This is a genomic window from Ensifer sp. D2-11, assembly GCF_054161295.1.
On sequence record NZ_CP096435.1, the window covers coordinates 453,460 to 480,245 of the forward strand.

The 26,786-nt window shown below is 59.9% G+C and carries 27 protein-coding genes and 1 pseudogene; 13 read left to right on the plus strand and 15 right to left on the minus strand.

Annotated elements, in window-relative coordinates:
- Nucleotides 1-116: 116 nt before the first annotated feature.
- From M1D34_RS27945 to M1D34_RS27970, 6 genes are all read right to left on the minus strand, one after another.
- Entirely contained in the window at nt 117-1,709 is a 1,593-nt protein-coding gene (locus M1D34_RS27945) for a BCCT family transporter (RefSeq protein ID WP_498785955.1), read from the minus strand.
- 151 nt (nt 1,710-1,860) lie between these two features.
- The gene (gene sucD / locus M1D34_RS27950) at nt 1,861-2,760 is read right to left on the minus strand and encodes a succinate--CoA ligase subunit alpha (RefSeq protein ID WP_498785958.1); all 900 of its coding nucleotides are present in this window, start codon (nt 2,758-2,760) and stop codon (nt 1,861-1,863) included.
- Between the two features lie 13 nt (nt 2,761-2,773).
- Entirely contained in the window at nt 2,774-3,958 is a 1,185-nt protein-coding gene (locus M1D34_RS27955; protein ID WP_498785960.1) for a malate--CoA ligase subunit beta, read from the minus strand.
- A 12-nt stretch (nt 3,959-3,970) separates the two neighbouring features.
- Nucleotides 3,971-4,912, minus strand: a complete 942-nt coding sequence (locus tag M1D34_RS27960) for an HpcH/HpaI aldolase/citrate lyase family protein (protein ID WP_498785964.1) — start codon at nt 4,910-4,912, stop codon at nt 3,971-3,973.
- A 23-nt stretch (nt 4,913-4,935) separates the two neighbouring features.
- Nucleotides 4,936-6,126 carry an aminotransferase class V-fold PLP-dependent enzyme gene (locus tag M1D34_RS27965; protein ID WP_498785967.1) on the minus strand — a complete coding sequence of 397 codons (1,191 nt, stop codon included), beginning with the start codon at nt 6,124-6,126 and terminating at the stop codon, nt 4,936-4,938.
- Between the two features lie 177 nt (nt 6,127-6,303).
- Nucleotides 6,304-6,933 carry a LuxR C-terminal-related transcriptional regulator gene (locus M1D34_RS27970; RefSeq protein WP_498785969.1) on the minus strand — a complete coding sequence of 210 codons (630 nt, stop codon included), beginning with the start codon at nt 6,931-6,933 and terminating at the stop codon, nt 6,304-6,306.
- Nucleotides 6,934-7,266: 333 nt separating this feature from the next.
- Between M1D34_RS27970 and M1D34_RS27975 the strand changes: the two are divergent.
- From M1D34_RS27975 to M1D34_RS27985, 3 genes and pseudogenes are all read left to right on the plus strand, one after another.
- Nucleotides 7,267-8,250, plus strand: a pseudogene (locus M1D34_RS27975) (cation:proton antiporter); the annotation flags it as partial.
- Nucleotides 8,251-9,421: 1,171 nt separating this feature from the next.
- Entirely contained in the window at nt 9,422-10,300 is an 879-nt protein-coding gene (locus M1D34_RS27980; RefSeq protein WP_498785971.1) for an NmrA family NAD(P)-binding protein, read from the plus strand.
- 339 nt (nt 10,301-10,639) lie between these two features.
- The gene (locus M1D34_RS27985) at nt 10,640-10,945 is read left to right on the plus strand and encodes a hypothetical protein (protein WP_498785973.1); all 306 of its coding nucleotides are present in this window, start codon (nt 10,640-10,642) and stop codon (nt 10,943-10,945) included.
- 349 nt (nt 10,946-11,294) lie between these two features.
- Here the strand turns inward: M1D34_RS27985 and M1D34_RS27990 are convergent, their stop codons facing one another.
- The 5 genes from M1D34_RS27990 to M1D34_RS28010 all read right to left on the minus strand — a co-directional run bounded on the left by M1D34_RS27990 (nt 11,295) and on the right by M1D34_RS28010 (nt 15,831).
- Entirely contained in the window at nt 11,295-11,510 is a 216-nt protein-coding gene (locus tag M1D34_RS27990; protein ID WP_498785975.1) for a hypothetical protein, read from the minus strand.
- Nucleotides 11,511-11,817: 307 nt separating this feature from the next.
- On the minus strand, nt 11,818-12,492 hold the full coding sequence (locus tag M1D34_RS27995; protein WP_498785976.1) for an XRE family transcriptional regulator: 675 nt from the start codon (nt 12,490-12,492) through the stop codon (nt 11,818-11,820).
- 483 nt (nt 12,493-12,975) lie between these two features.
- A complete protein-coding gene (locus M1D34_RS28000) occupies nt 12,976-13,647 on the minus strand; it encodes a hydrolase (protein WP_498785978.1) in 672 nt (223 codons plus the stop codon).
- Nucleotides 13,648-13,808: 161 nt separating this feature from the next.
- Entirely contained in the window at nt 13,809-14,741 is a 933-nt protein-coding gene (locus tag M1D34_RS28005) for a LysR family transcriptional regulator (protein ID WP_498785980.1), read from the minus strand.
- 175 nt (nt 14,742-14,916) lie between these two features.
- Entirely contained in the window at nt 14,917-15,831 is a 915-nt protein-coding gene (locus tag M1D34_RS28010; RefSeq protein ID WP_498785981.1) for a LysR family transcriptional regulator, read from the minus strand.
- A gap of 102 nt (nt 15,832-15,933) precedes the next feature.
- Here M1D34_RS28010 and M1D34_RS28015 point away from each other — a divergent pair, with 102 nt between their 5' ends.
- Both M1D34_RS28015 and M1D34_RS28020 read left to right on the plus strand, forming a co-directional pair.
- Nucleotides 15,934-16,830, plus strand: a complete 897-nt coding sequence (locus M1D34_RS28015) for a pirin family protein (RefSeq protein WP_498786270.1) — start codon at nt 15,934-15,936, stop codon at nt 16,828-16,830.
- Between the two features lie 35 nt (nt 16,831-16,865).
- Entirely contained in the window at nt 16,866-17,462 is a 597-nt protein-coding gene (locus M1D34_RS28020; protein WP_498785983.1) for an NADPH-dependent F420 reductase, read from the plus strand.
- 308 nt (nt 17,463-17,770) lie between these two features.
- Here M1D34_RS28020 and M1D34_RS28025 read toward each other — a convergent pair whose 3' ends face one another.
- Nucleotides 17,771-18,658, minus strand: coding sequence for a LysR family transcriptional regulator (locus M1D34_RS28025; protein WP_498785985.1), 888 nt, complete (start codon nt 18,656-18,658; stop codon nt 17,771-17,773).
- Nucleotides 18,659-18,747: 89 nt separating this feature from the next.
- Here M1D34_RS28025 and M1D34_RS28030 point away from each other — a divergent pair, with 89 nt between their 5' ends.
- Both M1D34_RS28030 and M1D34_RS28035 read left to right on the plus strand, forming a co-directional pair.
- Entirely contained in the window at nt 18,748-19,323 is a 576-nt protein-coding gene (locus tag M1D34_RS28030) for an NAD(P)H-dependent oxidoreductase (protein WP_498785987.1), read from the plus strand.
- Between the two features lie 3 nt (nt 19,324-19,326).
- On the plus strand, nt 19,327-19,761 hold the full coding sequence (locus tag M1D34_RS28035) for a DUF6220 domain-containing protein (RefSeq protein WP_014528801.1): 435 nt from the start codon (nt 19,327-19,329) through the stop codon (nt 19,759-19,761).
- Between the two features lie 186 nt (nt 19,762-19,947).
- Here M1D34_RS28035 and M1D34_RS28040 read toward each other — a convergent pair whose 3' ends face one another.
- From M1D34_RS28040 to M1D34_RS28050, 3 genes are read right to left on the minus strand one after another with little or no spacing between them, the layout of a single operon-like run.
- Nucleotides 19,948-20,790 (minus strand): type 1 glutamine amidotransferase domain-containing protein, encoded by an 843-nt coding sequence (locus M1D34_RS28040; protein WP_498785989.1) that lies wholly within the window; start codon nt 20,788-20,790, stop codon nt 19,948-19,950.
- A gap of 57 nt (nt 20,791-20,847) precedes the next feature.
- Complete coding sequence (locus tag M1D34_RS28045) at nt 20,848-21,150, minus strand: putative quinol monooxygenase (RefSeq protein WP_498785991.1); 303 nt, start codon at nt 21,148-21,150, stop codon at nt 20,848-20,850.
- Between the two features lie 14 nt (nt 21,151-21,164).
- The gene (locus M1D34_RS28050) at nt 21,165-21,956 is read right to left on the minus strand and encodes an SDR family NAD(P)-dependent oxidoreductase (protein WP_498785993.1); all 792 of its coding nucleotides are present in this window, start codon (nt 21,954-21,956) and stop codon (nt 21,165-21,167) included.
- Nucleotides 21,957-22,053: 97 nt separating this feature from the next.
- On the opposite strand from M1D34_RS28050, the gene M1D34_RS28055 reads away from it, so the two are divergent.
- The 6 genes from M1D34_RS28055 (at nt 22,054) to M1D34_RS28080 (ending at nt 26,704) form a co-directional block, all read left to right on the plus strand.
- Complete coding sequence (locus tag M1D34_RS28055; RefSeq protein ID WP_498785995.1) at nt 22,054-22,983, plus strand: LysR family transcriptional regulator; 930 nt, start codon at nt 22,054-22,056, stop codon at nt 22,981-22,983.
- Between the two features lie 382 nt (nt 22,984-23,365).
- Complete coding sequence (gene wrbA / locus M1D34_RS28060; protein ID WP_498785997.1) at nt 23,366-23,974, plus strand: NAD(P)H:quinone oxidoreductase; 609 nt, start codon at nt 23,366-23,368, stop codon at nt 23,972-23,974.
- A gap of 73 nt (nt 23,975-24,047) precedes the next feature.
- On the plus strand, nt 24,048-24,821 hold the full coding sequence (locus M1D34_RS28065; RefSeq protein ID WP_498785999.1) for an SDR family NAD(P)-dependent oxidoreductase: 774 nt from the start codon (nt 24,048-24,050) through the stop codon (nt 24,819-24,821).
- A gap of 31 nt (nt 24,822-24,852) precedes the next feature.
- Nucleotides 24,853-25,299 carry an ester cyclase gene (locus M1D34_RS28070; protein ID WP_498786001.1) on the plus strand — a complete coding sequence of 149 codons (447 nt, stop codon included), beginning with the start codon at nt 24,853-24,855 and terminating at the stop codon, nt 25,297-25,299.
- A 12-nt stretch (nt 25,300-25,311) separates the two neighbouring features.
- Nucleotides 25,312-26,082 (plus strand): SDR family oxidoreductase, encoded by a 771-nt coding sequence (locus tag M1D34_RS28075; RefSeq protein ID WP_498786003.1) that lies wholly within the window; start codon nt 25,312-25,314, stop codon nt 26,080-26,082.
- Between the two features lie 187 nt (nt 26,083-26,269).
- Entirely contained in the window at nt 26,270-26,704 is a 435-nt protein-coding gene (locus tag M1D34_RS28080; RefSeq protein ID WP_498786005.1) for a DoxX family protein, read from the plus strand.
- The last annotated feature ends 82 nt before the right edge of the window (nt 26,705-26,786 follow it).

Here is a 26,786-nt window from a genome sequence, read left to right on the forward strand (position 1 = left end):
ACATAAAATCCCCTAGCGGCGACAGGGCTGTCACGGGCGGTCCTTTGGCGGTTTAGTTAGAGACCACTTCTGCACGGCCGGCCCGTGGACCGGCCGTGCAGCTGAACGATCCCAGATCACGACACTACTTCAGGGACAAGCCCGGAAGCTTCGACATTTCCCGTTTCCGGCGTAGCGGATGCTGTCACCGGCCGACGCCCGCTTCCTTCTTCGAGCTCATCGAGAAGGGCATGCCATAGCGAAATGCAAAGCCCGACCATCACCAACAGGAACGGTGCGGCCGCAATGATCGACGCGGTCTGGAGGCCCTGAAGCCCGCCCATCACCAGAAGCACCGCGGCCGAGGCACCGGCAAGCACACCCCAAAGGACGACAACACCGGGCTTTGGCTCCAGGGCTCCCCGTGATGAAAGCATTCCCATCACAACCGCGCCTGCATCCGCGCCTGAGATGAAGAAGATCGCGACAAGAAAGATGGCGATCAACGATGTCAGCCAGGCGAATGGATACTGCGCCAGAAGGGCAAAGAGCGAGACGGCCGCACCCTGGTTGTTAACAGCGTCGACGATGCCGCCGGCGCCGAACAGTTCCGAATGGAGCGCCGTACCGCCCATGATCGTGAACCAGATGAAGGTCACGCCACTCGGGATCAGCAGCACGCCGATGATGAATTCGCGGATTGTGCGTCCGCGCGAGATGCGGGCGATGAACACGCCGACGAATGGCGCCCAGGAGACCCACCAGGCCCAGTAGAAGATAGTCCAGCTCCCCAGCCACTTGCCGTCACTGAAGGCAGCCGTGCGGAACGACATGGTCACCAGGTCGCTCAGATAGAAGCCCAGCGATTCCGTGAAGGTGTTGAAGATGAAGATCGTCGGTCCGATGCACACCAGGAAAATCAGCAGCACCATCGCGATGATCATGTTCATGTTGGAGAGGAATTGGATCCCCTTGCCCACGCCAGACACCGCAGAGAGTATGAACAGCACCGTCATGACGCCGATGATGGTCAGCGCGATGGCATTGGAAACGCCCGTTCCCCAGAGGAAGTTAATGCCGCTGTTGATCTGCTGCGCGCCGAGACCGAGTGACGTAGCTGTTCCGAACAGTGTCGCGATGAGCGCAAGCACATCGATCGCCTTGCCGATTGGCCCGCTTGCGGCCTCGCCGAGGATCGGCGTGAAGGCAGCGGAGATCAGGTTCGGCTTTCCCTTACGGAAGGTGAAATAGGCGATGGCGAGGCCAACTACCGCGTAAATGGCCCAGGGGTGAAGCGCCCAGTGGAAGTAGGAATACTTCATCGCGACGAGGGCCGCTTCGAGGCTTCTCGGGACGGCCTGCCCATGAGGCGGGCTGTCGAAATGATAGATGGGTTCGGCGACGCCCCAAAACATCAGGCCGATGCCCATGCCGACGCTGAACATCATGCAGATCCACGAGGCAGTTCGGAATTCCGGCCGTTCGCCGTCCTGTCCGAGCCGGATCTTGCCGAAGCGGCTGACGGCTAGGAAGAGTGCAAAGATCAGAAAGCCGGCCGAAGAAACGACGAAACCCCAACCGAAGCCGTCGATGATGCTGTTGAGAACCACCTTGGAACTCGAGGACAGGCTTTCAGGAAACACCGTGCCCCAGCCGACGAACCCCAGGATGATGAACATGGCTGGCCAGAATACGGCCGGATCGATTTGACTAGGTCGTGATTGCTGCATTTTTGGTCCTCCCAGTTAAACTATTGGCCACCATCTACCGAGCAGCCGAACCAGCCATACGATCCTCCGACGGTCGTGATATTCTCGGCGACCTTGATCCCCATCGCTGTCCGCGCCCTGCTTTGTCGCGCTGGCGACAGGGTTCTCCCATTCAGGCGGCCTTGCCTATGGCGGACAGCACTTCCGCCACGGTCTCGCCAAAGGACGACGGGGTCGGAACGATCGCGACACCCGCACTCTTCAGTATCTCGACCTTTTCCTGTGCCGATTCCCCGAAGGCGGAGATGATCGCGCCGGCATGACCCATACGGCGGCCCTTCGGGGCCGAAAGGCCTGCGATATAGGCGATCAGCGGCTTCTTCATATGGTCGCGCGCCCAAAGCGCAGCCTCCGCCTCCTGCGGGCCACCGATCTCGCCGATCATCAGGACCGCATCGGTGTTCGGATCCTTTTCGAACAGTTCCAGCATGTCTTTGAAGGACGACCCGTTGACCGGGTCGCCGCCGATGCCGACCGAAGTCGACACGCCGATCCCGAGCGCCTTCATCTGGCTTGCGGCCTCATAGCCGAGCGTCCCCGACCGGCCGACGATGCCGATGCGGCCGGGCAGATAGATCGACCCCGGCATGATGCCCATCATCGCCTCTCCAGGCGTGATCATCCCCGCGCAGTTCGGCCCGATCAGGGTCATGCGATCCTCGAAGCGATAGCGCCTCATGTATCGCTTGACCCTGATCATGTCTTGGGAGGGAATGCCGTCGGTGATGCAAACGCAGAGCCGGATACCGGCATCCGCCGCCTCATTGATGGAGTCGGCAGCAAAGGGCGGCGGCACGAAGACGATCGAGGCATCCGCACCGGTTTCCTGCACGGCGCCCTTCACCGTGTTGAAGACCGGCATGCCGAGATGGGTCTGGCCGCCCTTGCCGGGAGTGACGCCACCGACGACATTGGTGCCGTAGCGCTTCATGTCCTCGGCGTGGAAGCTGCCGATCTTGCCGGTGAAGCCCTGGACAATGACGCGGGTGTTCTTGTCAAGCAGAATGGACATAACTTGGATTTCCTCAGGCAGCTTTGCCGGCAGTGAACGAACGCCAGGCGGCGACCGCCTTGTCGGCCGCTTCGGCCAGCGTTTCCGCGATGATGATGTTCTCGCCTGAATCGGCGAGGATGCGCCGCCCCTCTTCCATATTGGTGCCGGACAGGCGGACGACGAGCGGAACCGGAACGCCGACTTCACGTAATGCCTTGATCACGCCTTCCGCCACCCAGTCACAGCGGTTGATGCCGGCGAAGATGTTGACGAGGATGGTCTCGACGTTTTTGTCCGTCAGGACGGCCCGGAAAGACTTCGCCACCCGCTCGGGCGAGGCGCCACCACCGATATCGAGGAAGTTCGCGGGCTCGCCGCCGGCGATCTTGATCATGTCCATGGTGGCCATGGCCAAGCCCGCACCGTTGATGATGCAGCCGATATTGCCATCGAGGCCGACATAGGAGAGGCCGCGATCCGATGCGTATGTCTCGCGCGGATCTTCCTGGCTCTTGTCGCGCATCTCCGAGATATGCGGTCGTCGGAAGAGGGCGTTTTCGTCGAAACTCATCTTGGCGTCGAGAGCCACGAGGTCACCTCCGCGCGTCACCACAAACGGGTTGATCTCCAGCATTGAGGCGTCGTAGTCGACGAAGGCGCGGTAGCAACCGAGCAGCGCCTGGGTGGCGCGGCCGATCAAGGCATTGTCGATGCCCAGTCCGAACGCGATCTCGCGGGCCTGGAAATCCTGCATGCCGACCCCCGGATCGACGGTCGCGCGGATGATCGAGTCCGGCTCGGCTTCGGCGATCTCCTCGATCTCCATGCCGCCCGAAGACGAGGCAACGATCATGATGCGTTCTGATTTTCGGTCGAGCACGAAGCCGATGTAAATCTCGCGCGCAATATCCATCGCCTCCTCGACATAGAGGCGGCTGACTAGCTTTCCCTGCGGCCCGGTTTGGTGCGTCACAAGCGTGCGGCCGAGCATGGAATCGGCGGCCTCGACGATCTCGTGGTCAGACGAGCAGATCTTGATACCGCCCGCCTTGCCGCGCGCACCGGAGTGGACCTGCGCCTTCACCACCCACCGGTCGCCGCCGATCTCCCTGGCGCGATAAGCCGCCTGCTCGGGACTATAGGCCAGGCCGCCGCGCGGGATATGGATGTGGTAGCGGGAGAGTAGTTCCTTGGCCTGATATTCGTGAATGTCCATGGGTCCCTCCTGTCAGCGGCGGCCGGTGATTGCGTCATGGGTGGCGAGCACGTTGCGAGCCATGCGTTCCGAGGCGGCATCGATCATTTTGCCGTCGAGCGATGCCGCGCCCTTTCCCTGGCTCTCGGCAAGCTTCAGCGCATCGATGATGCGGCGGGCCCGGTCGACCTCCTTCTCCGGCGGAGAGAAGATATCGTTGGCCAAGGCGATCTGGCTCGGATGGATCGCCCACTTGCCTTCGATGCCAAGGGCCGCGGCACGACGGGCAGCGGCCTTGTAGCCGTCGGGATCGGAAAAATCTCCGAAGGGGCCGTCGATGGCGCGCAGACCGTAGGCGCGGCAGGCAACCGTCATCCGCGACAGGCCGAAGTGCCACTGGTCACCGGGATAGTCAGGGTTGAGACCGCCGATATTGACGGTGCGGGCTTTCAGGCTCGCGGCGTAGTCGGCGACGCCGAAATGCAGCGCTTCGAGCCTGCCGCCAAAGGATGCAATGGCCTCGACATTGGCCATACCGAGCGCGGTCTCGATCAGCGCCTCGAGGCCGACGCGGGTCTTGTAGCCCTTGGCAATCTCGATCTGGTTGACCATGGCCTCGACCATGTAGAGATCGGCCGGCACGCCGACCTTCGGCACCAGCAGCGTGTCGATCCGGTCGCCTGCCTGTTCCATAAGATCGACGACGTCACGATACATGTAGTGGGTGTCGAGCCCGTTGATGCGGACCGAGATCGTCTTGCCGCGGCCGGGCCAGTCGATCTGATTGAGGGCAGCGACGATGTTAGCACGAGCGCGCTCCTTGTCCGCCGGCGCCACCGCATCCTCGATATCGAGGAAGATGTAGTCGGCCTCGGAACTGGCGGCTTTCTCGATCATCTCCGGATTAGAGCCCGGGACGGCGAGTTCGCTTCGCTGCAGGCGCAGCCGGCTGAGATGATGTATCGTGTGGCTCACGGAGTTTTCCCCTTCCGGTCTCTTCAGGCTGCCTTGGCGGTCGACGCCGTGGCGGCAGAGCGAAACTGCTTGATCGCTGCGCCCACGCCGGAGCCCGGCTCGATCTTCAAGCCGCAATCGAGCAGCGTGAGTTCAGCGGCCGAAAGCGCACCCAGAACCATGACCTCATTCAGCGAGCCGAGGTGGCCGATGCGGAAGACCTTGCCCGCCACCTTGGAGAGGCCGCTGCCCAGCGAGGTGTTGTAGGTGCTGTAGGCATGTTTGATGACCTGGACGCCATCAATGCCGTCGGGCAGGCGGACCGCCGAGACGGTATCGGAATGCCACTTCGGCTCGGTCGCGCAGAGTTTCAGGCCCCAGGCAGAAACCGCGGCACGGACGCCGTTCGCGAGATGATGATGGCGGGCGAAGATCGTTTCGAGGTCTTCCTCGAAGATCAGGTCGAGCGAGGCACGCAGGCCGCGCAGGAGCTGCGTCGGCGGTGTATAGGGGAAGTAACCCGTGTCATTGGTCTTGATCATGTCCTCGAAGGAGAAGTAGCAGCGCATGTGGCGCGCGGTCCTGGACACCTCGAGCGCCTTCTGGCTGACCGAGAGGAAGCCGAGGCCGGCTGGCAGCATGAAGCCCTTCTGCGAACCGGAAACGGCGCAATCCACGCCCCATTCGTCCTGGCGGAAGTCGATCGAGCCGATCGAGGAGACCCCATCGACGAAAAGCAATGCCGGATGACCGACGGCGTCGAGCGCCGCGCGCACGGCGGCGACATCAGAGGTCACGCCAGTCGCGGTCTCGTTATGCGTGACGAAGACGGCCTTGATCTGGTGCGTCCTATCGGCGGCAAGACGTTCGGCATAGAGGTCGACCGGCACGCCGGTGCCCCATTCCATGTCGAGGCAATCAACCTCGAAGCCCAGTCGCTCTGCCATGTCCACCCAGAGATGCGAGAACTGGCCGAAACGGCTCATGAGAACCTTGTCGCCGGGTGAAAGCACGTTGGTCATCGCCGCTTCCCAGGCGCCGGTGCCCGAGGATGGATAGATGAAAACGCGGCCGTTCTGGTTCTTGAAGACCTTCTTGACGTCGGCGAAGAGCGGCAATGTCAACTCGGGAAATCGAGGGGAGCGCATATCTTCCATCGGCAGGTTCATCGCCTGGCGAACCTGTTCGGGAATGTTGGTGGGGCCGGGAATGAAAAGATGATTGTAGCCTGACATCGTTCCTCCAATGGCTGCGTCCGCGGACGGCGTTTCCTCGGTGCCAAAGCTGCCTTCCGGACCATGTCCGCACAACACTCACTCAGGCAAAAAAGAATGCCCGACGAGCAGCGCACGAGCGGCCCTAACGGGTGGTCACTTGTAAAAGATGAGTAGTGAAAGACTACCCGCAGGTAGTCACTTCGGATTGCGCCGGCGTTCCTTGGCGTAAAGGGCGACCGCCATGGCGCGGTTGCGCACCTCGAGCTTGTCGTAAAGATTTTTGAGGTGGTACTTCACGGTATTCTCGGAAATGCCTGTTCGTGCGGCGATTTGAATATTGGTCCAACCGTTGGCCAGCATGCCGAGCAGCTCACTTTCCCGAGAGGTGAGCTGTTGGAATGGCGTGTTCGAGATTTTCGAGAGCACCGTATAGGGAATGCAGATCCGACCCTGCATTACGGCGGTGAGCGTCGCGAACAGGATTTCAGGATCTTCGAATTGGTAGCAGAGACCGTTTACACCAAGCCGGATCGTCTCGTTGAGGACCGAAGGATTGCTGGTATCGGCGAAGAGAACAATCCGTGGATCGAACCCCAGCCGGCTGAGTTCCGCAAGCACCTCGGGCGCCTCTGCATCGTCGAGCTGCCAACTGAGCAGCACGCAGTCCGTCTCGATGGAGGCAAGCTTCTCGCAAAGTTCGGCTGATGTCCGCGCCGTATCGATGATCGAAAACCGGGCATTTTCGGAGAAAAGTCCGCGAAGAGCGGCAATCACCAGTGGGTTGCGCTCCGCGATCAAAACCCGGCCTCGGACCTCCTGCGACATGTGCCTCCCTGCGTCCTATGCGGTGACACGCACCCATCCAGCGACGGTCCGAACAGTAACATCACACATTGCGTACATTTCACCGTTGAGCGACGAAACGTGTCTTAAAACGCCATTTATGAGAGTAATGTGCGAAGGGTTCCGCGCATATTTAGGGCCGACGAGCGGCCCCGACGGCGGTCCGGGCCGGGGGCGATGGACGTTCCCTTGCCAAGTCCTTAGCCGAATTGGATGTTCAGCATTGCGAGGGGCTCCAACAGACGCGTACCGTCGAGAACCGGCGACGCGTTCGGTCGCAATACCTGCCTTTTCCACCAGGTCGGCCGCCACATCTGGCGGCTCCTCCGTGTCGCAATGCCATTGGGAATCGCCGTAATGGCCGTTGGCGCCTCCTGGATACTTGAGCTTGGAGCTGCTTCGGCGATCCTTCTGGCGGCCTGTCTTGCGCCGACCGATCCTGTGCTCGCCAGTGACGTCCAGGTGGGGCCGCCGCAGACTGGCACAGAGGACGAAGTCCGCTTCGCACTCACATCTGAAGCTGGCTTGGACGATGGACTCAGCTTCCCTTTCGTATACCTTGCGATCGCAATCGCACTTGCCCACGGGGAACCTGACTGGTTTTCTCATTGGCTACTTCTAGACGTAGTATGGCGGCTCTTCGCAGGCGTCGTGATGGGATGGATAATCGGCAAGTTGCTTGGTTTTGCCACGTTCCGTCTCCCAAAGGGGGCCGCGCTCGTGCGCACCGGCGACGGTTTTGTCGCCTTGGGGATCACCTGCCTCGCTTATAGCTTTACCGAACTCGTCCACGGCTACGGGTTTGTGGCCGTCTTCGTCGCGGCCCTCTCCTTCCGTACCGTTGACCGGCACCACGAATTTCACAAGGAGCTTCATGACTTCTCCGAGCAAATCGAAAGACTGCTGATGATGGTGCTTCTCGTCTGCTTCGGAGCGGCCGTCAGTGTTGGCCAGCTCGTCGACGAACTCGACTGGCGCTTGGTTTCATTCGCGCTTTTCATCTTATTGATTGTCAGACCGGCCGCCGGTTGGCTTAGCATGCCCTCAACCCTACCGCAGGAAGACAGAGCCGCGATCGCCATTTTCGGTATTCGCGGGCTCGGTTCGATATATTATCTTGCGTTCGCAACGGGGATGGCCAATTTCGAAGAGGTGAGCAGGCTCTGGTCTGCTGTTGCTCTGATCGTCCTTATATCCATCATCACCCATGGGCTGACCGTCACGCCAACGATGCGCTGGCTCGACCGTCGCCGAAGAATTGCCGGTCAGCCGGAGCTTCGACCCAAACGAGATCAGTGAGATCTTCCTTAGCCGATGGCCTACGAGCGTGTGGCCGAGCCGTCGAAGGCCGTTCAGCTCCCGTCCCAAGACCTTACCTTTAGCATCGGACTAAGGTCCTATCGACATAAGAGGGCAACAGCCCTAGCTCCAGCTCGGACCATGTGAACATCGCAAAGCTAAGCTCCCGGAGCGCCGCTACAGATGACCGAAAAAGCAGTCGAGCGAATAGCGATCGCGATGATCATTATCTCTGCCGGTGCGCTCGTTTGGCTTTCTCTTGCGTTCAGTTGAGCATTGCCAGAAAAGCTAGGAACAGGACATGGCCACGAGAGATTGAGACCTGCCAATCACCCCTAAATGGCTGAGACGACAGGATGTTTTCTTATTTTCGACATTTTGACCACAGCGCTGCATTCCGCACGATACATTGTGCGATCCTTTGAGCAAAGAACGAGAACATCGCCGTGCACAACTCAGGCTGCAGGTTCGGAGTTCGGCAAAGGCTCGCAGTCTGACCAATTGCTGGAATATTCAGCCTCCAAGATCCGTCCAGAGAGATCTCGACAAGCAGTCGAGCGCTCCAGACCAAAGCGTGGCCCCGGGCCATGGTTGGTGTCGGGCTGATGCCGTGACAGTGACCACCACAGCTCAGGTTTTTCTTGGGGAGAACATTCCGCGCATATTCCGGTCGCGTGCTCAAGTCGCAATGCTGCCACCGGTAATTCTTCCGGAGCGGGCCGTGATACGAAAAAACGCGACTGTCGTAATTGGTGCGGGCGCGAGTGCGGAGTTTGGCCCGCCTCTGGGAACGCAGTTGGCTGCCGAAATCAAAAAGTCTGCCAATTTACGGACGCTCGATTCATCGTCCTCGTTTAGCGGCTACATGCGGGAAATTCGTCGGCGGAAAGTTCCCAACCGACAAAGAGCGGAGCGAATTTGTCAAAGCCCTCCATGATAGCCAGCGTCCACACGGCGATTAGTATCGACGCTTTGATTCATCGGCACCGATCATCGGAAAAGATTAAGCGGCAGGAAAGGCGCTAATCGCGCTTGAAGTTCTCAAGGCGGAAAACAAATCGACGCTCGGGCCGACCATTGCGGCATTGAGGCTGCGCCCGTCCTGTTGTTTCATCACGGAACCATCGGCGAAGCGGAATGTTTATTCGGCTCAGCCTTATGGGAGTTCTGCATGTTCATTGTGATCGGTGCAAATGGCCATGTCGGCTCGGCCGTAGTGACGACGTTGCTGAATGGAGGCCATCCAGTCACGGCCGTCCTTCACAGCAGAGGCAGCGTTGCCAGTTGGCGCAAACGCGGCGCACAGACCGCGGTCGTGGACGTGCGCGACAGCGACGAGTTAAGCGCGGTGTTCAGGACGGGCACGCGTGCTTTCCTGCTGAACCCGAACGCCGATGTCTCGACCGACACCGATCGTGAGGAACATGCTACTGTTCGGAGCATCGTTGCCGCGCTCGATGAAGCCGGGCTTGAGAAGGTCGTAGTCGCATCCACCTATGGCGCTCAACCGGGCGAGCGCTGCGGCGATCTCAACGTCCTCTACGATTTCGAGCAGGCGCTGGCCGCGCAACCGATACCAGCAACCGTTCAGCGCGGCGCCTACTACATGAGCAACTGGGACAACCTGCTCGATGCGGCGAAGGATGGCGTGTTGCCGACCATGTTGCCGGCAGACATGAAGATCCCAATGGTCGCCCCCGCTGATCTTGGCAAAGCGGCCGCGCGCCATCTGCTGGAGCCGCCCCACGATCACGATGTGCATTACGTCGAAGGACCCGAGCGGTATTCGCCCCAGGATGTCGCGAATGCCTTCGCGGCCGCGCTCGGCAATCCGGTGAGGGTCGAGGTTACGCCGCGCGATCAATGGATCGCGGCTTATAGGGAGCTGGGCTTCTCTGCCGCAGCGGCCGAGTCTTATGCGCGAATGACCGCGGTCAGCGTGGATAGCGGCTTTGCCATGTCGGAGCCCTTCGACCGCGGCGAGACCACGCTCGAAGACTATGTCGGCGCGCTTGTCGCCAAGTCGCGAAATATGCAGGATAATATATAGAGAGTGGCGCGGCCTGTGGTTGATACGCGCGGTCTACCAACCAACCGCCAGTTCCGGTCGATCCATCATGCGATCTTGAAAACACAAAACCCGAACATGCCAAGATCGAGATCGTCCCTGCTGGCACGCGTTCCCCTCGCCCGCGCACATCGACCGGTTTGCTGCTGTTGCATCTGACGTGCTGGCGGACCCACGCTACGATATGCCGCCGAGGAGCGATGGTACGCCTCTGGAGCGCCTGACCGGACAGTGTTAGACGATGGGCTGTGCAAAGTGTGAGTTGACCGTTTTAAATGGCGAGGCAACACTTGCAACTGCAGCAAGGCAGGAGGAAGAATGATGGCCGAGCCAGACCCCTGGCGCCACATGGCAAGCGCGCCGAAAGACGGCAGTCGGATCCTCGTCACGATCCGCCCGTCCGAACAGGGGGCGGCAGAAGTTGACCTCGTATATTGGTCGAATGGCGATCAGTTCGGTGCAGATGGCTGGCGCGCCTCTGATTCCTCGCCCGGCCGCATCATCGAATACGCCGAGCCGGAATTGAAGTGCTGGATGCCGATGCCCTTGGCCAATCTCAATCGCACCTCTATGCCCTCACCCTGGGAAGGCGAAGACGAGCGAGAGCTCGACGGGTCAGGGATTTAAGAACTAGCGCTGCCCTGTTGCGAAGAGAATACGCAGCGGGTGGCGAAACCCGGTTGAGCTATCCACTCGTCCTTGCTGCCTTAGGGAAAGCAAGGGTAAGCTTATTGTCCGCTCATGGCGCACTCGTGCCGTCGGATAGCTGGTGACCTGACAGCTCGTTCCCACCCGATTGAGACGATCAGAAGTCGGGAACATGCCACCCTGTCCGGATGTCGACTCCTGTCCCTCGCCTTGACCGGATTCGTACCGCGGGCCGGCTAAATCTTCCGCACCAGCGCCGGTGGAGGTATCTTTCGTCCTTCGAACAAGCACGCGATCAGCGACAACCTAGTTCGTAGCCCGGGGCAAGTTATTTCTGACGACAGAGTCGGTCGAGTGTCTCGCGAAGAGCGGTCACCGCGACTTCGCGCTCGCCGGTCGACATGAGTTCCGGTTCCGCCTCGATCCTCAGATGGGGCAGCTCGGTTCGAATGGCACTGCAGCCCTTGGCCAGATTCGCCTTCAGGTCGACGACGCGATAGGTCGCGACCGGATAGGCTATTCCCCTGATCTGGACACGTCCCATCTCCTCGCAGTGGATCAGCGCCGCGTGTAGATCTCCTTCTCCTCGATCGGGAGATCGCCCACGAGACCATCGCGCCTATCACGCAGGACCGCTTCCAGGAAGCAGACCTTGAGTGTGTCGCCCAAATAGACGACGCCAAACCGCCTTCCCGGGTCACGCCATCACTGAACCGGCTCGGCGTCTTTCCATATCCTAACGGGTCGGGAAAGGCGCTCGCATAGATACGTCCAAATCGACGACCGGCAGGAATGGTTTCGATGTCGAGACGGGAATTCTCGAAACCTGGAGGCGGCTTTATTGCGGTCATTCAGAGAAAATCACCGCGGGCGACACTCTCAGCCGCTGCAACCACTTCATCGTCCTGACCGCGTTTCAGCGCATCGAGAGCCTTCCGGCCATCCAAAGCGCCATGCGGCGTGACAAGGAAGCGATAAACCGCCCATGCACCGCCGAGGATCTCGTGCAGTTTCGGAAGTACGGCATAGGGCCGACCGTCCCGGTCGAGTTGCCATGACGGAAAACGAAAGCCCCGCTTGGCTCCGTTGAGACCAAGAACCTGCCCGTTCTGGCGCTTTGTATTGACCGTGACCCGCGAAACGCCGAGCAGGTCCGCGAACGTTTCGGCGCTCAGCATATCATTCTCCGCGAGAATCTCCGCCACCCGACGCCGGCCGCGCTCCCGTGCAGCAGTCAACGCTGCCTGGAGCTCGTCATTCGGCTCTGGCACCTCTTCTACCGGAAAAGCATCCTGATGAGACTGCGGTTCTTCTTCAACAACTGAAATCGTCTGCGCTCCGGCCGGCGGATCCACGACGACACGGAAACTGACCTGATGGCCGGCCTTTCGGCTCAGCTTAATCGCCTTAGCGTATTGCCTGATCAACGCCTTCTCGAAATCTGCCTTCCGGGGTAGCTTCATCGAGAGCGCAATGTTGGAAGAACCGGTTCGGGGCTCGTTGGCAACAGTTTTCGTAGTGGGCATGGTCTTCAGCCTCCTGCGCTACAATCTAGGCAAGATGCAGAAGTTCGTCAAGTTTGTTAAGTTCGTAAATATCCAGCAGCATCCGGGCCGTGCAGGTTCGAGTCCTGCCGGCCCACCATACCACCATACTGATCGCCAACGGCCCAACGGCCATCGCTTAGTTGTTCAAAAAGAGCCACCAGACCTGGAGAAGCGGGTCAGTGCCAGTGGATACATTATGCGATCTTTTCAGCCCAGACGTGAACATCCTCGCAACAAGCCGTGCGCAGGCCTCGTGAAGAACTGAAGAACGGCTCCCTTCGACCCGTTGCTGCCATCCGAACTTGCACGCGCTACGGCGCAAGTTCGCCCATGGCGAACGTTGTTGTCAGATGGGAATGATCCGCATTTGTGTTAGCCTTACGCCGCTCTCGCTAAACTCTTCGCGAGCCGAGCCATAGACACCGGCAGAAAACTCTGCCGGCGCGGCTCGGGGCGATTAAGTCAATGGCTCGGAACCTCTGCGCCGTGCGGTCCAGCGAGCAATTGCAGTTCCCATGCCAGGCTCGTGCCAATAGCTCCACCATGCTCGAGGATGATCTCGGCAATCTGGGCAGCGCTCTCGGCACGCGCCCAATCGCGCTGCAATTCGGCCATGAACACACCAGATGTCAATGGCACGGCACCTGCCTGAATCATGCGAGCAATGCCCATTTCGTGGGCTTCAACACTGGTGCCACCTGAGGCGTCGGTGACGAAATAGACCTCATAGCCGTCGCCAAGGGCATGGATGACGGGAAATGCAAGGCAGACTTCGGTCCAAAGAGCGGCGATGACCACTTTTTTGCGGCCGGTGGCCTTCACCCACTCGACGCAGCGTTCGTCTTCCCAGGTGTTGATGAACGTGCGGTCGATTGGCGTCTGCTCCGGAAAAACGTCTGTGATCTGTTTGAAGATCAAGCCGCCTCTATCCTTGAGAACGCTTGTAAGAAGGGTCGGGACACCAAAGGACTTGGCCGTTTTCGCAAGCGATACCGTGTTGTTGATCATTGTACCGACGTCGATGTTTTTGACCGCCGCAGCCTGAAAAGGTTGGTGATCGATAAGCATCAGAACACAATTGTCCGGAGTCAGCAGGGCCTTAAGGCCGCTCTTCGAGAAAGATGCGCTTGTCATTCCTATTCCTAATCAAGACAGAGGGTTACGCGTGCAGTTCTTCGCGGAGGCAAGTTGCCACGAGCTCGCTTTTTGAAAAAGCGAGATAAAATCGTTCGTCGCGTGCGATAAAATCGAACGTCCAGAGCCGAAAGGCTCTCATCGAGCTCCAGCCAACTCACCTAGAGAGCCTGAACATCGCGGGCGTTTAACGCCCAGTCCGGGACCTGTTTCGCAAACTTCTGGATGAGGAATGATCCGGCTGGTCCCGGTGGCGCATCAGATCGATGGATAGCAAAGAAGCGATAATTCCCACCTTTGATGTCGGGCAATTCGATCCTTACGAGGCGGCCCGACAACAGGTCCTCTCGAATCATAGGCACGGGCATGTTGCCCCAGCCGAGACCCTCCAAGAGCAACATGTGCTTTGTCGAAAGATCGGCAACACGCCAGGTATGGGTTGCAACTACCCCTAAATCTATGCCCTTCGTGCGCTCCGACCTGTCCGTCAAAACAATCTGGATATGCTCTCGGCCAGCACCGATGCGCTTGTCGCTGACAAGGGCCAGCGGGTGATCGGGCGCAGCGACAGGAATCAGTTCGACACTGCCGATCCCCATCCTGTCGAGCCCGTCGATGTCCACGTCGGGCGGGCCGCAAACACCGATAGACGCAGCTCCATTCAACACGAGATCGGTAACGGCCCCCAGACCTTCCGTGCGGATTTGCAGCGGAATCGTAGGAAACTCGCTGCGGAAGTTTTTCAAGGCATCAAGCACGCGGGAGGCCGGCAACATCGCGTCGAGAGCGATCGACAAGCTAGGCTCGAGCCCCTGCAAAAGACCCTGCGCCTTGGCCCGGAGACGGTTCACTCCGTTGGCAACCGAGCGGGTCTCGGAAAGCACAATCCTTCCCGCCTCCGTAAGACAGGGACGGCGTGTGGAATCGCGGTCGAACAACGCAAAACCAAGCTGCGCCTCCAGGTTCGCGATGGTGTAGCTGACCACGGATGTAGCCCGATTCAGCTTGCGAGCAGCCCCCGCAAAGCTCCCTACGTCAACCACGGTAAGAAAGACTTTCAGCTGATCAAACGTGGGTGTCCCCGGACCCTTCATGCAAACCCCACTATCGCTGCTGCGTTTTACCCTCCCTGGTCCCGATTTGATCGGTCTGAGTCGAAATTGCAACAGCGAGATGATCAGATGTGACCCATCGTTCACGGATCATTCGGGCTGCCCGCTAATCGTGGCTGCGCCTTTTAGCAGCTAGCCATCCCGGTGAAGGCGCAATCTACCAAGCCGTAACAGGCGTTTTTGCGTCCTGAGCTTGAAAATGTTCAATCAGAAAGCCGCCGGCAGGACCCGGCGGGGTATCCGTTCGGTAGATCGCCTGCAGGCGGTATGGCCCCCCCTTGCAATCGGGCAGATCGAGTTGAACGAGACGACCGTCCGCCAGATCGTCACGCACCATCGGCTCTGGCATATTCCCCCAGCCGATCCCCTCCTTCAGAAGCATGTGCTTGGCGCCGAGGTCGGCAAGCCGCCATGTATGAGTGCCGACCACTGCGAATTCATGGCCTTGAGTGAGTGGAGAGCGATCGGTGAGCACGAGCTGGATATGATTGCGGGCAGCACCCGGGGCATGAGAGCCACCTGCAAGGGGATGGTCAGGCGCGGCAACCGGGACGAGCTGGACGAAGCCGACGCCAATACGCTCCAGACCCAAGACGTCGACATCCAGTGGTCCGCTAATTCCGACCGTAGCCGTGCGGTTCAGAACGATTTGCGTTACCGCTCCAAGTGCCTCGACGTATAGCCTCAGCGACACGCTCGGGAATTCCTTACGGAAGGCCTTCAGTGCATCCATCACGCGTGAGGCCGGCAACATGACATCGAGAGCAAGGTGAACCTCCGGTTCTATGCCACGCAGCATGCTTTTGACCTTGGCACGCAGATTATCGATTCCATTCGAAACGCTCCGCGCTTCAGCAAGGACCGTCCGCCCCTCGAGCGTGAGTTGCGGTTTCTTTGTCGACAGCCGATCAAACAGTGTCACGCCGAGCTGGGCCTCGAGATTGGCGATCGTGTAGCTGATGACGGAGGTCGCACGATTGAGCTTGCGGGCGGCCGCCGCGAAGCTGCCGGTCTCCACGACCGCGATGAAGACGCGCAGTTGATCAAGCGTTGGCTGCCCCGGGTCAGACATTTCGAATTCCTCGACCGTTTTGAGCGAAATTATCTGAGTTTTCCGAAACGTCCAGTGCTCCTACCCTCAAATCATCAAACCCACCAAGCCAAGGAGCTGACGATGTCTCATGTCTCGACAGCCGATATCGAGCAGGTCATCTTACCCTCAAGCCGCGATCTCGGCGGTTTCTCGGTTCGCCGGGCACTGCCGGCGCCGATGCGACAGATGGTCGGCCCCTTCATCTTCCTCGACAGTTTCGGCCCGGTACGCTTCGGCGAGGGCGAAGGTATCGATACCCGACCTCACCCGCATATCGGTCTTTCCACCTTGACCTATCTGTTGGAGGGCGAACTCACGCACCGCGACAGCGAGCGGTCTGTGCAATCGATCCGCCCCGGCGAAGTCAACGTGATGGTCGCGGGCGCCGGTATCGTCCATTCCGAGCGGACTCCAGAGCATCAACGTGCGACTGGCGGGAAGCTGGCCGGGTTGCAGAGCTGGATTGCCCTCCCAAAGAAATCAGAACAAACGGCCCCGCTTTTCCAGCATCTCGACGCAGGCTCGCTGCCAACCGTTAGCGGCGAAGGCATTGGCATGAAGCTGTTGGCTGGCAACTTGCATGGTCGTCAGTCGCCAGCCACGGTGTTCTCCGACCTCTTCGCCGCTGAGGTCCATCTTGAGGCGGGTGCCCGGTATCGGATCGATGGCGAGCATGTCGAGCGGGCGATCTTTGTTGTCGCCGGCGACCTCGAGGTCGTGGGGCAGGACGGCAAGTTCGGCCAGGATCGTCTTCTTGTCTTCAAGCCTGGGTCGGAGATCGTCGTTAAGGCGACCGAGCCCGCCCGTTTTCTCGCCTTCGGCGGCGAGCCGCTTCCCGAGAAGCGATTTATTCGCTGGAACTTCGTTGCAACCGATCGGGAGCGCATCCGACATGCGGCCGATCTCTGGCGCGAGCGCCGCTTTCCCGGCGTGCCCGACGACGACGAATTCATACCACTTCCTGAAAACTTCCGCTGACTTGATCCATCCAACCACCCCACAGGAGATTTCGCATGACCACTTATGCAATCATCGGCGCCGGCGCCAGTGGTTCGGCTCTCGCAGAACGCTTCACTGCCGTTCAAATCCCGGCCATCATCGCAAACAGCCGCGGCCCCGCTTCGCTCTCCTCTGTCACCGACCGGTTTGGCGCCTCAGTCAAGGCGGTGGAGCTGAAGGATGCCTTGCAGGCTGATGTCGTCATTCTTGCCGTTCCATACGACTCCATCCCGGATATCGTTACACAAGTCAGCGACTGGGGTGGCCGGATCGTCGTGGACGCATCGAACGCCATTGATTTTCCGGCGTTCAAACCGCGTGATCTCGGCGGCCGACTATCTACGGAGATCGTGTCGGAGCTCGTGCCTGGGGCAAAGGTGGTGAAGGCTTTCAATACCCTGCCTGCCGCTGTTCTTGCCGCAGACCCGGATAAGGGAACTGGCAGTCGCGTGCTGTTCCTGTCCGGAAACCATTCCGATGCCAACAGACAGGTTGCGGAGTTGATTTCATCTCTCGGCTTTGCCCCTGTCGATCTCGGCACGCTGGCAGCATCCGGTCCTATCCAGCAATTTGGAAGGCCGCTCGTCGCGCTCAATTTGCTGAAAGACTGAAGTTACGCGGCTCGCCTGTGTTCAGACCGGCGAGCCGTCTTGACGATTTCATCAAGATTGAATGCGGCATTTGGGGGCCGCCTCCACCAGCTTCTATCGGCTGTTTTGTATGGTCACGATGAAAGCACTCCTTCGTTGCGAGTACAGATGACGTGGCACGCCGCTGAGACATAATCCCCTGCCCGGGTAAAGGACTTGAGAGGCGTGGAACAGGGGAAGCAGGATCACCGTCACAAGTCGGGCAGCACGGTCAACCAGCCGTCAGCTGTTGGGTGGAGTTTCTCGCGCTCTTCAGGGTTATTGCCGTTTCAGCGCAGGAGGGCGCCAAGTATGCGCGCAACATGCTGGAGGGCAGCATCCTTCGCGCGCCGTCTGTGCCAGGCCATGTGCAGCTGGAAGCCGGGGACGGGAATCGGTGGAAGGAAAGAGACAAGGCTGCCGCCACTCGGCGTGGCGCGTGAAGGCAACATGGCAATCATGTCGGAGTCTTGCAGGAGCGAGGGCACCATTTGAAAGTTGGGAACCACCAAGCCGACGCGCCGCGACAAACCAAAGCGGGATAATTCGGCATCAAGCGGCGTTGTCGTATCACCGCGGCCGGAAACGAGGATGTGCGGATAGCTGAGCCAAGCATTAAGATCAAAGGCTTCCGCAGCGGGATGGCCGGCGCGCATGGCAACGACGTAGTGCTCAGTGAGGAGTTCCTCACGATGGAGGTCGTCATCAGGTGCGGTGAACACCGAGACGGCGAGATCGGCCGTGCCGTCCACCAGTGCGCTGCGGGCAGCATCCCCCCCGTGCCATGACTGAATAACGAGATCAATGCCCGGTGCTGACGGTTGTAACTCCCGCTGCAGTTGCGCGATCACGAATAGCGCAGGATAATCCGCCATGGTGATGCGCAGAACCTGGCGGATTTCGGTCAGGGGTATTTCCGGCGGGTCGATCAGCCCCATCATACTGGCTAGCAACGACTTCAGTGGGGCGCGCAGCGCCTCTGCCCTGGACGTGAGGCGCATCGTACCTCGGCCCCGTTCCAGAAGCTCATCGCGGAAGAGGTGGCGGCAACGTTGCAACGCGGCCGACGCTGCGGGCTGGGATAGGCCGAGCCTATCGGCGGCGCGGCTGACGTGTGCCTCGTCGAGGAGTGCGTCGAGCACGACCAGCAGGTTTAGATCAAGCGAACGTAAATTCATGCGGCAAATAATAGAACATATCAGCAATCGATTGGAATAATTTATTGATGCGTCGCAACCTCCTCCTAGTCGCAACGCAGGAGACCACCGTGACCAAGACCCTCATCCTCCTTTTCCACCCCCATCTTAGACGCTCGAAGGCCAACGCGGCGCTGGCCGGCGCGGCCGCCAAGCTTGACGGCGTCGAGGTCGTCGACATGCAGGCTGCCTATCCCGACAGCATGGATATGTTCCGGGACGGCGAGCGCGAGGCGCGGAGGCTGCTTGCGGCCGACCGTATCGTGCTGCAGTTCCCCATCCAGTGGTATTCCACCCCGCCACTGATGAAGGCGTGGCAGGATGCTGTGCTCACGCGCATGTTCTACGTCACCTACGAGACGGAAGGGCGCGCGCTCGAAGGCACACCGCTGATGCTGGCGGCGACCGCAGGCAACGTGCCAGAATCGTACCGCCCCGGCGGGCGCAACATGTTCACGATGGAGGCACTACTCGCTCCTTTACGCGCTACCGCGCACCGCTGCGGGCTCAGCTGTACCGCGCCGTTCATCATCTACCAGGCCGACAAACTCGAGGCGGAAGAGCTGGAGGCGGCGGCCTCCAACTATGCCGCCACTCTCAAGAACTGGATCGCGGCCCCATTGGTAACTCGCCAGGAGGCCGTCTGAGCGATGGAGAAAACCCCTGACACGTTCGTAGATCTGGGTCGAGGGACGCCTGCGTGGTTCACGTTCGCGGCTCGGATTCTGCCGGTCGGCATCCTTGGCCAGTTTCTCAGCGCTGGCCTAGCGCTCTTCCGCGACAGCAGCCTATGGGGTCTGCACGCCGCGCTTGGTGGCGCGTTGTCGTTTCCCGCCGTCAGCCTTGTGGCCGGAGCGCTCTTCGTTTCCCGGCTGAGGGGCTTCGGCTGGTGGGCAGGCCTGACCTTCCTGCTGTACCTCCTCCAGGTCATCCTGGCAGCGGGCAGTATGCCGTTGCTCCTTTCCTTCCATCCGGTCAACGGCGCGTTTCTGCTGGCGGCGAGCCTGGTGCTCCTCGCCAACGTCGAACGCCGCCGCTCCCAATCCTTGGCTGAAGACAATGCAACGGCCAAGCCGGGCAAGTAGGGGGCGCTCCTTGCTGCAAAGGAAAGTCTGGTTGCCGAAACCCTCGTCGAGGACGGCTGCCTGCGTCGCGAACTACACCCGCACTGGTCCGACTTCCCGAGGAGCGGGCAACGCGAGGCTGAGGGCAGCCCCGCGGACAAGCGCGGACAAGTTATTAATCTACGCCGTGGGCCGGAGACTCGCCTTTCACTTCAAGCGCTTCAGCAATTCCTGGGCAACGGCCGGAGCCGATGCCGGATTTTGGCCGGTGATCAGTTCCCGATCGGTGACGACATGTGCGCTAAAAGGTGCATCGGACTGACTAAAGCGTCCACCTGCTTGAGTGAGAGCATCCTGCGGATAGAACTTCATCTCGCCGCCGCCGAGCAATCCCTTAGCCAATTCCTCTTCCTCATTGCTGATGACAGTGAGATTGTAGCCGGCATAGATCCATTCACCGTCTGTTTTCGCCGTAGCTGCGATTTCCAGGTGACTGGTGAAAGCCTTCGGGTCCCGCAGTGTCGAGATGAGCGCGACGGGGCCATGGCAGGCCAGTGCGGTCGTCTTGCCTTGTTCATGGAAATGCGTCAGCAGCTTGCCAAGCTCCGGGCTGACGAGAAGATCCTGCATCGGGGCATGGCCGCCGGGGACATAGACCGCGTCGAAATGATCGTAGCCGATCTGCTCGACCCGCGCGAGACTGATCACAGGCGACGCAGTGCGAGACAGCAAGCCGAGTTCATCAAGCTGCGCTTGGCTCGCCTTCATGACCGTTTCGTCGCCGCCAAAATACATCTTGTCGATGGATGTCTTGTCGACGGATGGAGCCGTTCCCTTGGGGGTGGCGAAGGTGATCTCATGACCGGCATCTAGCAGGGCTTTGACTGGCTGCATCAGTTCGTTGAGGTAAAAACCGGTCTCGAAGACCTTGCCATCCTTCAGATCGAGATGGTCGGTATCGGAAAGAACCACCAGCACGTTTGCCGCATGGGCACTGACGGCGCTGAAACTGAGAGCAAGGGTGATGGCGAGGTTGATAAGAGGCTTCATCGGTCTGTCTCCGGATACTTGGAAATCGAGCTGTGAAAGAAGAGTGATGCGGCTGTTTCAGCCCGCGACCTTCACCAGGCGGTGCAGCGAGAAATCGGCGAAATGGTCGCCGACGCCTCTTGCCAGAAATCGCTGCATGGCAGCGCCTTCCATGTGGGCACGCCACTGGGCTTCACTCTCCCAGCTTTCGACGAAGATGCGCACGCGGCCGTCGTCGAGGGACTGGTGCAGTTCGTAGCGCAGGCAGCCATCCTCCATGAGTGTTTCGGCGACCAGCTTCTCCTGGGCATCCCCAAGCGCCGTCTCCATACCGGGCTTGGCGGTGGTGATGGCAATGATAGTAAGCGGGGAGTTGGACATTGAACGCTCTCCTCTCAGGCGATCGTGTTGACGAGGCCGCCTTCGGCGCGCAGGGCTGCGCCATTGGTGGCCGATGACCGCGGGCTGGCGAGATAGGTAACGAGATTCGCGACTTCTTCTGCCTCCACCATCCGTTGGACGATCGAAGCGGAGCGCGCAGTGGCAAAGAATTCCGCCTCGATCTCTTTGATCGGAGCGGATGGATCGTTGGCTTGGCTGCGCAGGAAGGCTTCGATGCCTTCCGAACGGGTCGGCCCCGGCAGCACCGTATTGACGGTCACGTTGGTGCCGCGTGTCAATTGCGCCAACCCGCGCGAGACCGACAGCTGCGCCGTCTTGGTAGTCGCGTAGTGGATCATATCGGGCGGGATGGCCAAGCCCGACTCGCTCGAGATAAAGATGATCCGACCCCAGTTCAGCTCCAGCATGCCGGGTAGGTAAGCGCGCGACAGGCGCACGCCGCTCATCACGTTCACCTCGAAGATGTGGTTCCAGTCCGCATCGGAGATAGCGGCGAAGTCCTTGCTTTCGTAAATTCCGAGATTGTTGACCAGGATATCGACCGACGGTGCGGCCTTGGCGATGATCGCTGCGCCTTCAGCGGTGGCAGCGTCTGCGAGAACGCCGGTGACAGTCTCACCGCCGGCCATCCTGATATCGGTGATGGCGTTGTCGAGCTTTAGCCGGTCGCGGCCGGTGATGATCACTTCTGCGCCTTCGAGGGAAAGAGCGCGAGCGATTGCGAGCCCGATCCCCGCGGTGGCGCCGGTGACGAGAGCGGTTTTTTCGGTCAGTTGCAAGTCCATAACGTGGCTCCAGATTGTGTCCGAACGCAATCTATGATCTGAGAACTAGCGGAACTATTGCCCCGGTTGGACATGCACCTGTGAATGGAGATCATCAGTGCCGCGAATTATGATGGAACGGTCTGGCGAGATGGAGGTGTTTGCGCGGGTCGTACAGGAGGGCGGTTTCTCGGCAGCCGCGCGCAGCCTCGACATCACGCCGTCGGCGGTCAGCAAACTGATCGCGCGTCTGGAAGCAAGGCTTGGCACACGCCTTCTGATGCGCACAACGCGCGCGCTGACGCTGACCGAAGAAGGCGAGGCCTATCATCACGCCGCACTCAAGATCTTGCAGGCTCTGGACGATGCTGATCAGGAAGCGTCCGGTGGCGCCGTTCGTGGCCGGCTTCGGGTGAACGCCACCATTCCATTCGGCACCATGTTTGTGGCACCGGCCATGCCCGCTTTTATCGAGCGCAACCCTGATTTGATCGTCGATCTGAGCTTCACAGATGGCATCGTCGATCTCGTGGCCGAGAAGACGGACGTGGCCATTCGCATGGGTAACCTGCCGGACAGCGGATTGATCGCGCGAAAGCTCGGGCAGAGCAGGCGTGTGGTATGCGCCGCTCCCTCTTACCTCGAACGCAAAGGAAGTCCCGCGACGCCGGCCGACTTAGATCGTCATGACTGTCTGACCTTTAACTTTCGCCGCGAACGCCCGTCCTGGTCCTTCCTGTGGCAGGGCCGGGAGATCGCCCAGCCGGTCACCGGAAGCCTGGTCGTGAACAATGGCGAGACGATGAAGCAGATGGTGCTTGCCGGAGCCGGCATCGCCCGGCTGGGACTGTTTCACGTCGCGACGGATATTGCCGCCGGAAGGCTCGTGCCTCTGCTTGAGACCTGCAATCCAGGTGATCTCGAATTGATCCACGCCATCTATGTAGGTGGCGGACCGCTACCACATCGGGTTCGAGCCTTCATTGAGTACATGATCGAGACGTTGGAGCAATCGCCGCTCCTGAAGGGGCATCCTAACGAAGCCTAATGTCGGGATTTCATAGTTTAAGACGTCAGTAGCGCTCGAGCCGCTAGGCCACGCAGATGGACTGCCGAACACCGTGCACCGTATTAGAGCGCTCAAGGCCTGAAGAAGGCAGTCGCCACGTAATTGTTGGGAAACCCAGCGCGTCGAAAGAAGCCCGGGTCGCAATGGTCCGGACGCCTTGGGGTTAGACGGGCTGAGCATCCCCGGCGTCGAGGGAGCCAGGCCAGTCCAGCCTGTTTCTCCGAAGCTCGCGACCGGCTAGCAGGCGGCAACATGCCAATCTGATCGAACATAACAGAAGAGATTATCCGTCTATTCCGAAATGTCGAAAAACGGGAAGTTGTCTCCATCGAGTTCATCATCAACCGACGGAGACCAAATAATGACCAGAGTACTCGTTCTTTATTATTCCTCTTATGGCCATATCGAAACCATGGCCGGCGCGGTTGCTGAAGGCGCGCGCAGCACCGGCGCCGAGGTGACGGTCAAGCGAGTGCCTGAGACCGTGCCTATCGAAGTTGCCGACAAGGCCCACTTCAAGCTCAACCAGGCCGCACCCGTGGCGACCGTGGCGGAGCTGGCCGACTATGACGCCATCATCGTCGGAACTGGCACGCGCTTCGGCCGTATGTCGTCTCAGATGGCAGCCTTCCTCGATCAGGCCGGCGGCCTCTGGGCCCGCGGCGCCCTCAATGGCAAGGTTGGTGGTGCGTTTGTTTCGACAGGAACCCAGCATGGCGGCCAGGAAACCACCCTGTTTTCGATCATCACCAACCTCATGCATTTCGGTATGGTGATCGTCGGTCTGCCCTACAGCCATCAGGGGCAGATGAGCATGGACGAAATCGTGGGCGGTGCTCCTTATGGCGCTACGACGATTGCCGGCGGCGATGGTTCACGCCAACCGACTGAGATTGACCTCGCCGGCGCCTACCACCAGGGCGAGGGTGTCGCCCGCACCGCCGCGGCTCTGGTTGCCGCACGCGGCTGATCCTCTCCAGTTCTTTCAACATCAAACAAACGAGTAAAGCCGGCCAGCCTCCTTCGGCTGGCGAGGAGAAGTCATGTCTCAATCACTTGCCAACAAGGTTGCGGTCGTCACGGGCGCCGGTTCAGGCATTGGCCGCGCGATTGCCCTGGGTCTCGCTCGCGAGGGTGCCGCGGTGCACATCGCCGACCTGAACGCCAATGCGCTGTTCGAAACGGCCAAAGTGCTTGGGAAAGAGGCCGGCCAAGTTTTCAGCAAAGAAGTCGATGTATCGAGCGAGGCACAGGTTATCGCCTGGATCGAGCAGGTGGCAGAGATTTCCGGCCGATTGGATCTCGCATTCAACAATGCTGGCATTACCGGATCGACACATCGGATCGAGGACTATCCACTCGCGGATTTCCAGCGCGTCATTGCGGTGAATCTCGAGAGCGTATTCCTCGGGATGAAGTACCAGATCCCGCTGATGAAGACCGCAGGTGGTGGCGCGATCGTCAACACTGCCTCGGTTGCGGCACTGACCGGACCAGGAGGAATGAGCGCCTACGCCGCGTCCAAACATGGTGTGCAGGGCCTCACCCGTGTGGTGGCCATGGAAAATGCCGCCCATGGCATCCGTGTGAACGCTGTCGCGCCGGGCTGGACCGAGACCCCGATGGTGGTCGCCAATAGTCTTCAGAATCCTGCATTCGCTGAGCTGGCACGAAAGGCGATCCCCGCAAAGCGCGGTGGCAAACCCGAAGAAATCGCAGCCGCAGCCCTTTGGCTTGGCTCTGACGCAGCAAGCTACGTTACGGGACACATGCTGACCGTCGATGGCGGGATGACCATCGGTGGCTTCGAATTCTGAAAACCCTCAACACACACGAAAGGAGTACATGATGTCGGACTCTCGCGAGGCCCTGATGGCCGTCGTCCGCCGCAACACGATGGAAGTGCAATCCGGCGGCAATTTTGAACTGTTCGACGATCTCTTCGCCGACGATTTCCTCGACCATACGCCTCAGCCGGGCGGCACTCCTGACAAGGAGGGCGCGCGGCGGCTCTACCAGGCTCTTCGAACCGCGTTTCCGGATTTTCATGCCGAGATCCATTGGCAGACCGTCGATGGCGATATCGTCACGACCTATAAGACGTACCACGGTACCCATCATGGTCCCGTTCTCGGAATCGAGCCGACCGGCCGCAAGATCAAGTTCGAAACCGTCGACGCCATGCGCATCCGCGACGGCCGTATCATCGAGCACTGGGGCGTGGCCAACCTCTACTACCTGCTGCAGCAACTCGGAGCCTTGCCGCCGTCAGCTCCCAAAGTGCCGGAACTCTGAAGGATCACGATCATGAGCGATATTCTGAAAGGCAAGGTCGTTATCGTCACCGGCTCGTCAAGCGGCATAGGCAGAGCCATCGCCATCCGCGCTGCCGAACATGGCGCGGAAGCCGTAATTGTTTCCGATGTGACAGAGGAACCACGAGAGGGCGGAGAGCCGACGGCGTCGGAGGTCAGAAGACGTGGCTCCGAAGCACTGTTCGTCAAAGCCGATGTCAGCCGCAGGGAAGACAATGACGCTCTCGTTGCAGCCGCCGAGGCTTTTGGTGGCGTGGACGTAATGGTCGCCAACGCCGGCATCACCCTCAAGACCGATGGGGCGGACGTTCCAGAACAGGATTACCGCAGGCTGATGTCCGTCAACCTGGACGGTCCACTTTTCGGCACACAGGCCGCTGCGCGGCAGATGAAGGCTTTGAGGAAGCAGGGCAGCATCGTGCTCATGGCCAGCATGGGCGGAATTGCCGGTGCCGGCATCACCGTCGCCTATTCAACCAGCAAAGGCGGCGTCGTGCTGATGGCAAAATCGCTCGCTGATGCTCTGGGGCCTGACGGCATTCGCGTCAATGCCGTTGCCCCGGGCACGATCGACACGGTTCTCCTCCGGACGAGCCCCGGCATCGCACAGGCATCCGAGGGCTTTCGCCATCGCACACCCTTGCGCCGCCTGGGGCAGCCATCGGAAGTCGGCGACGCGGTTGCCTTCCTCGGATCGGACCTATCCAGCTACATCACGGGCACCGCGTTGCTGGTTGATGGCGGTCTGCTGTCGGTAATATAAGGCACCACCATAGTGAACATCGGAAAGCCCGCGCCCTCAGAAGCGCGGGTTTTTCTTTGCGGGTTCGTTCTATTTCATCGACCGTAATCGCCGATATTATCCAGCTGTTTCGTCAAGACCGCCGATGTCACTCTCACTCCATCGACGCGGTCATGGAGGCCGCCGCAGCAAACAATGGAGAGTGGCAATGTCTTATTCCGATACGCTGGCACAACGCGCCCAAACGCCTTCGCAGTCCTCTTTGATCAATGGTGCATTGCCGCTCGCCGGCCGCATGTTGATCGCCGCAATCTTCGTTCTCTCGGGCTTTAGCAAGATTTCGGATCCGGTCGGTACAATCGGATATATCCAGATGGTCGGCCTGCCTTTCCCGACGCTCGCCTACGGCGCAGCGGTACTTACGGAAGTCGTTGGTGGCATTGCGCTGATCCTTGGTTTTTACACCCGCCTTGTCGCCCTTGGACTCGCCCTCTTCAGTGTCGCGACCGCTCTGACGTTCCACAATAATCTCGGCGATCTCAACCAGTTCATCCACTTTTTCAAGAACGTCGCGATGGCCGGTGGCCTGCTCCAGGTCGTCGCTTTCGGCGCTGGACGTTACAGCTTGGACGCCCGCCGCTAACCACTTTGACCAGCAAAGAAAACGCCTGGACAGACCTCCGGGCGTTTTCTGTTTGTCGCCGCCCCAGCCCGTCGTTTTTGAT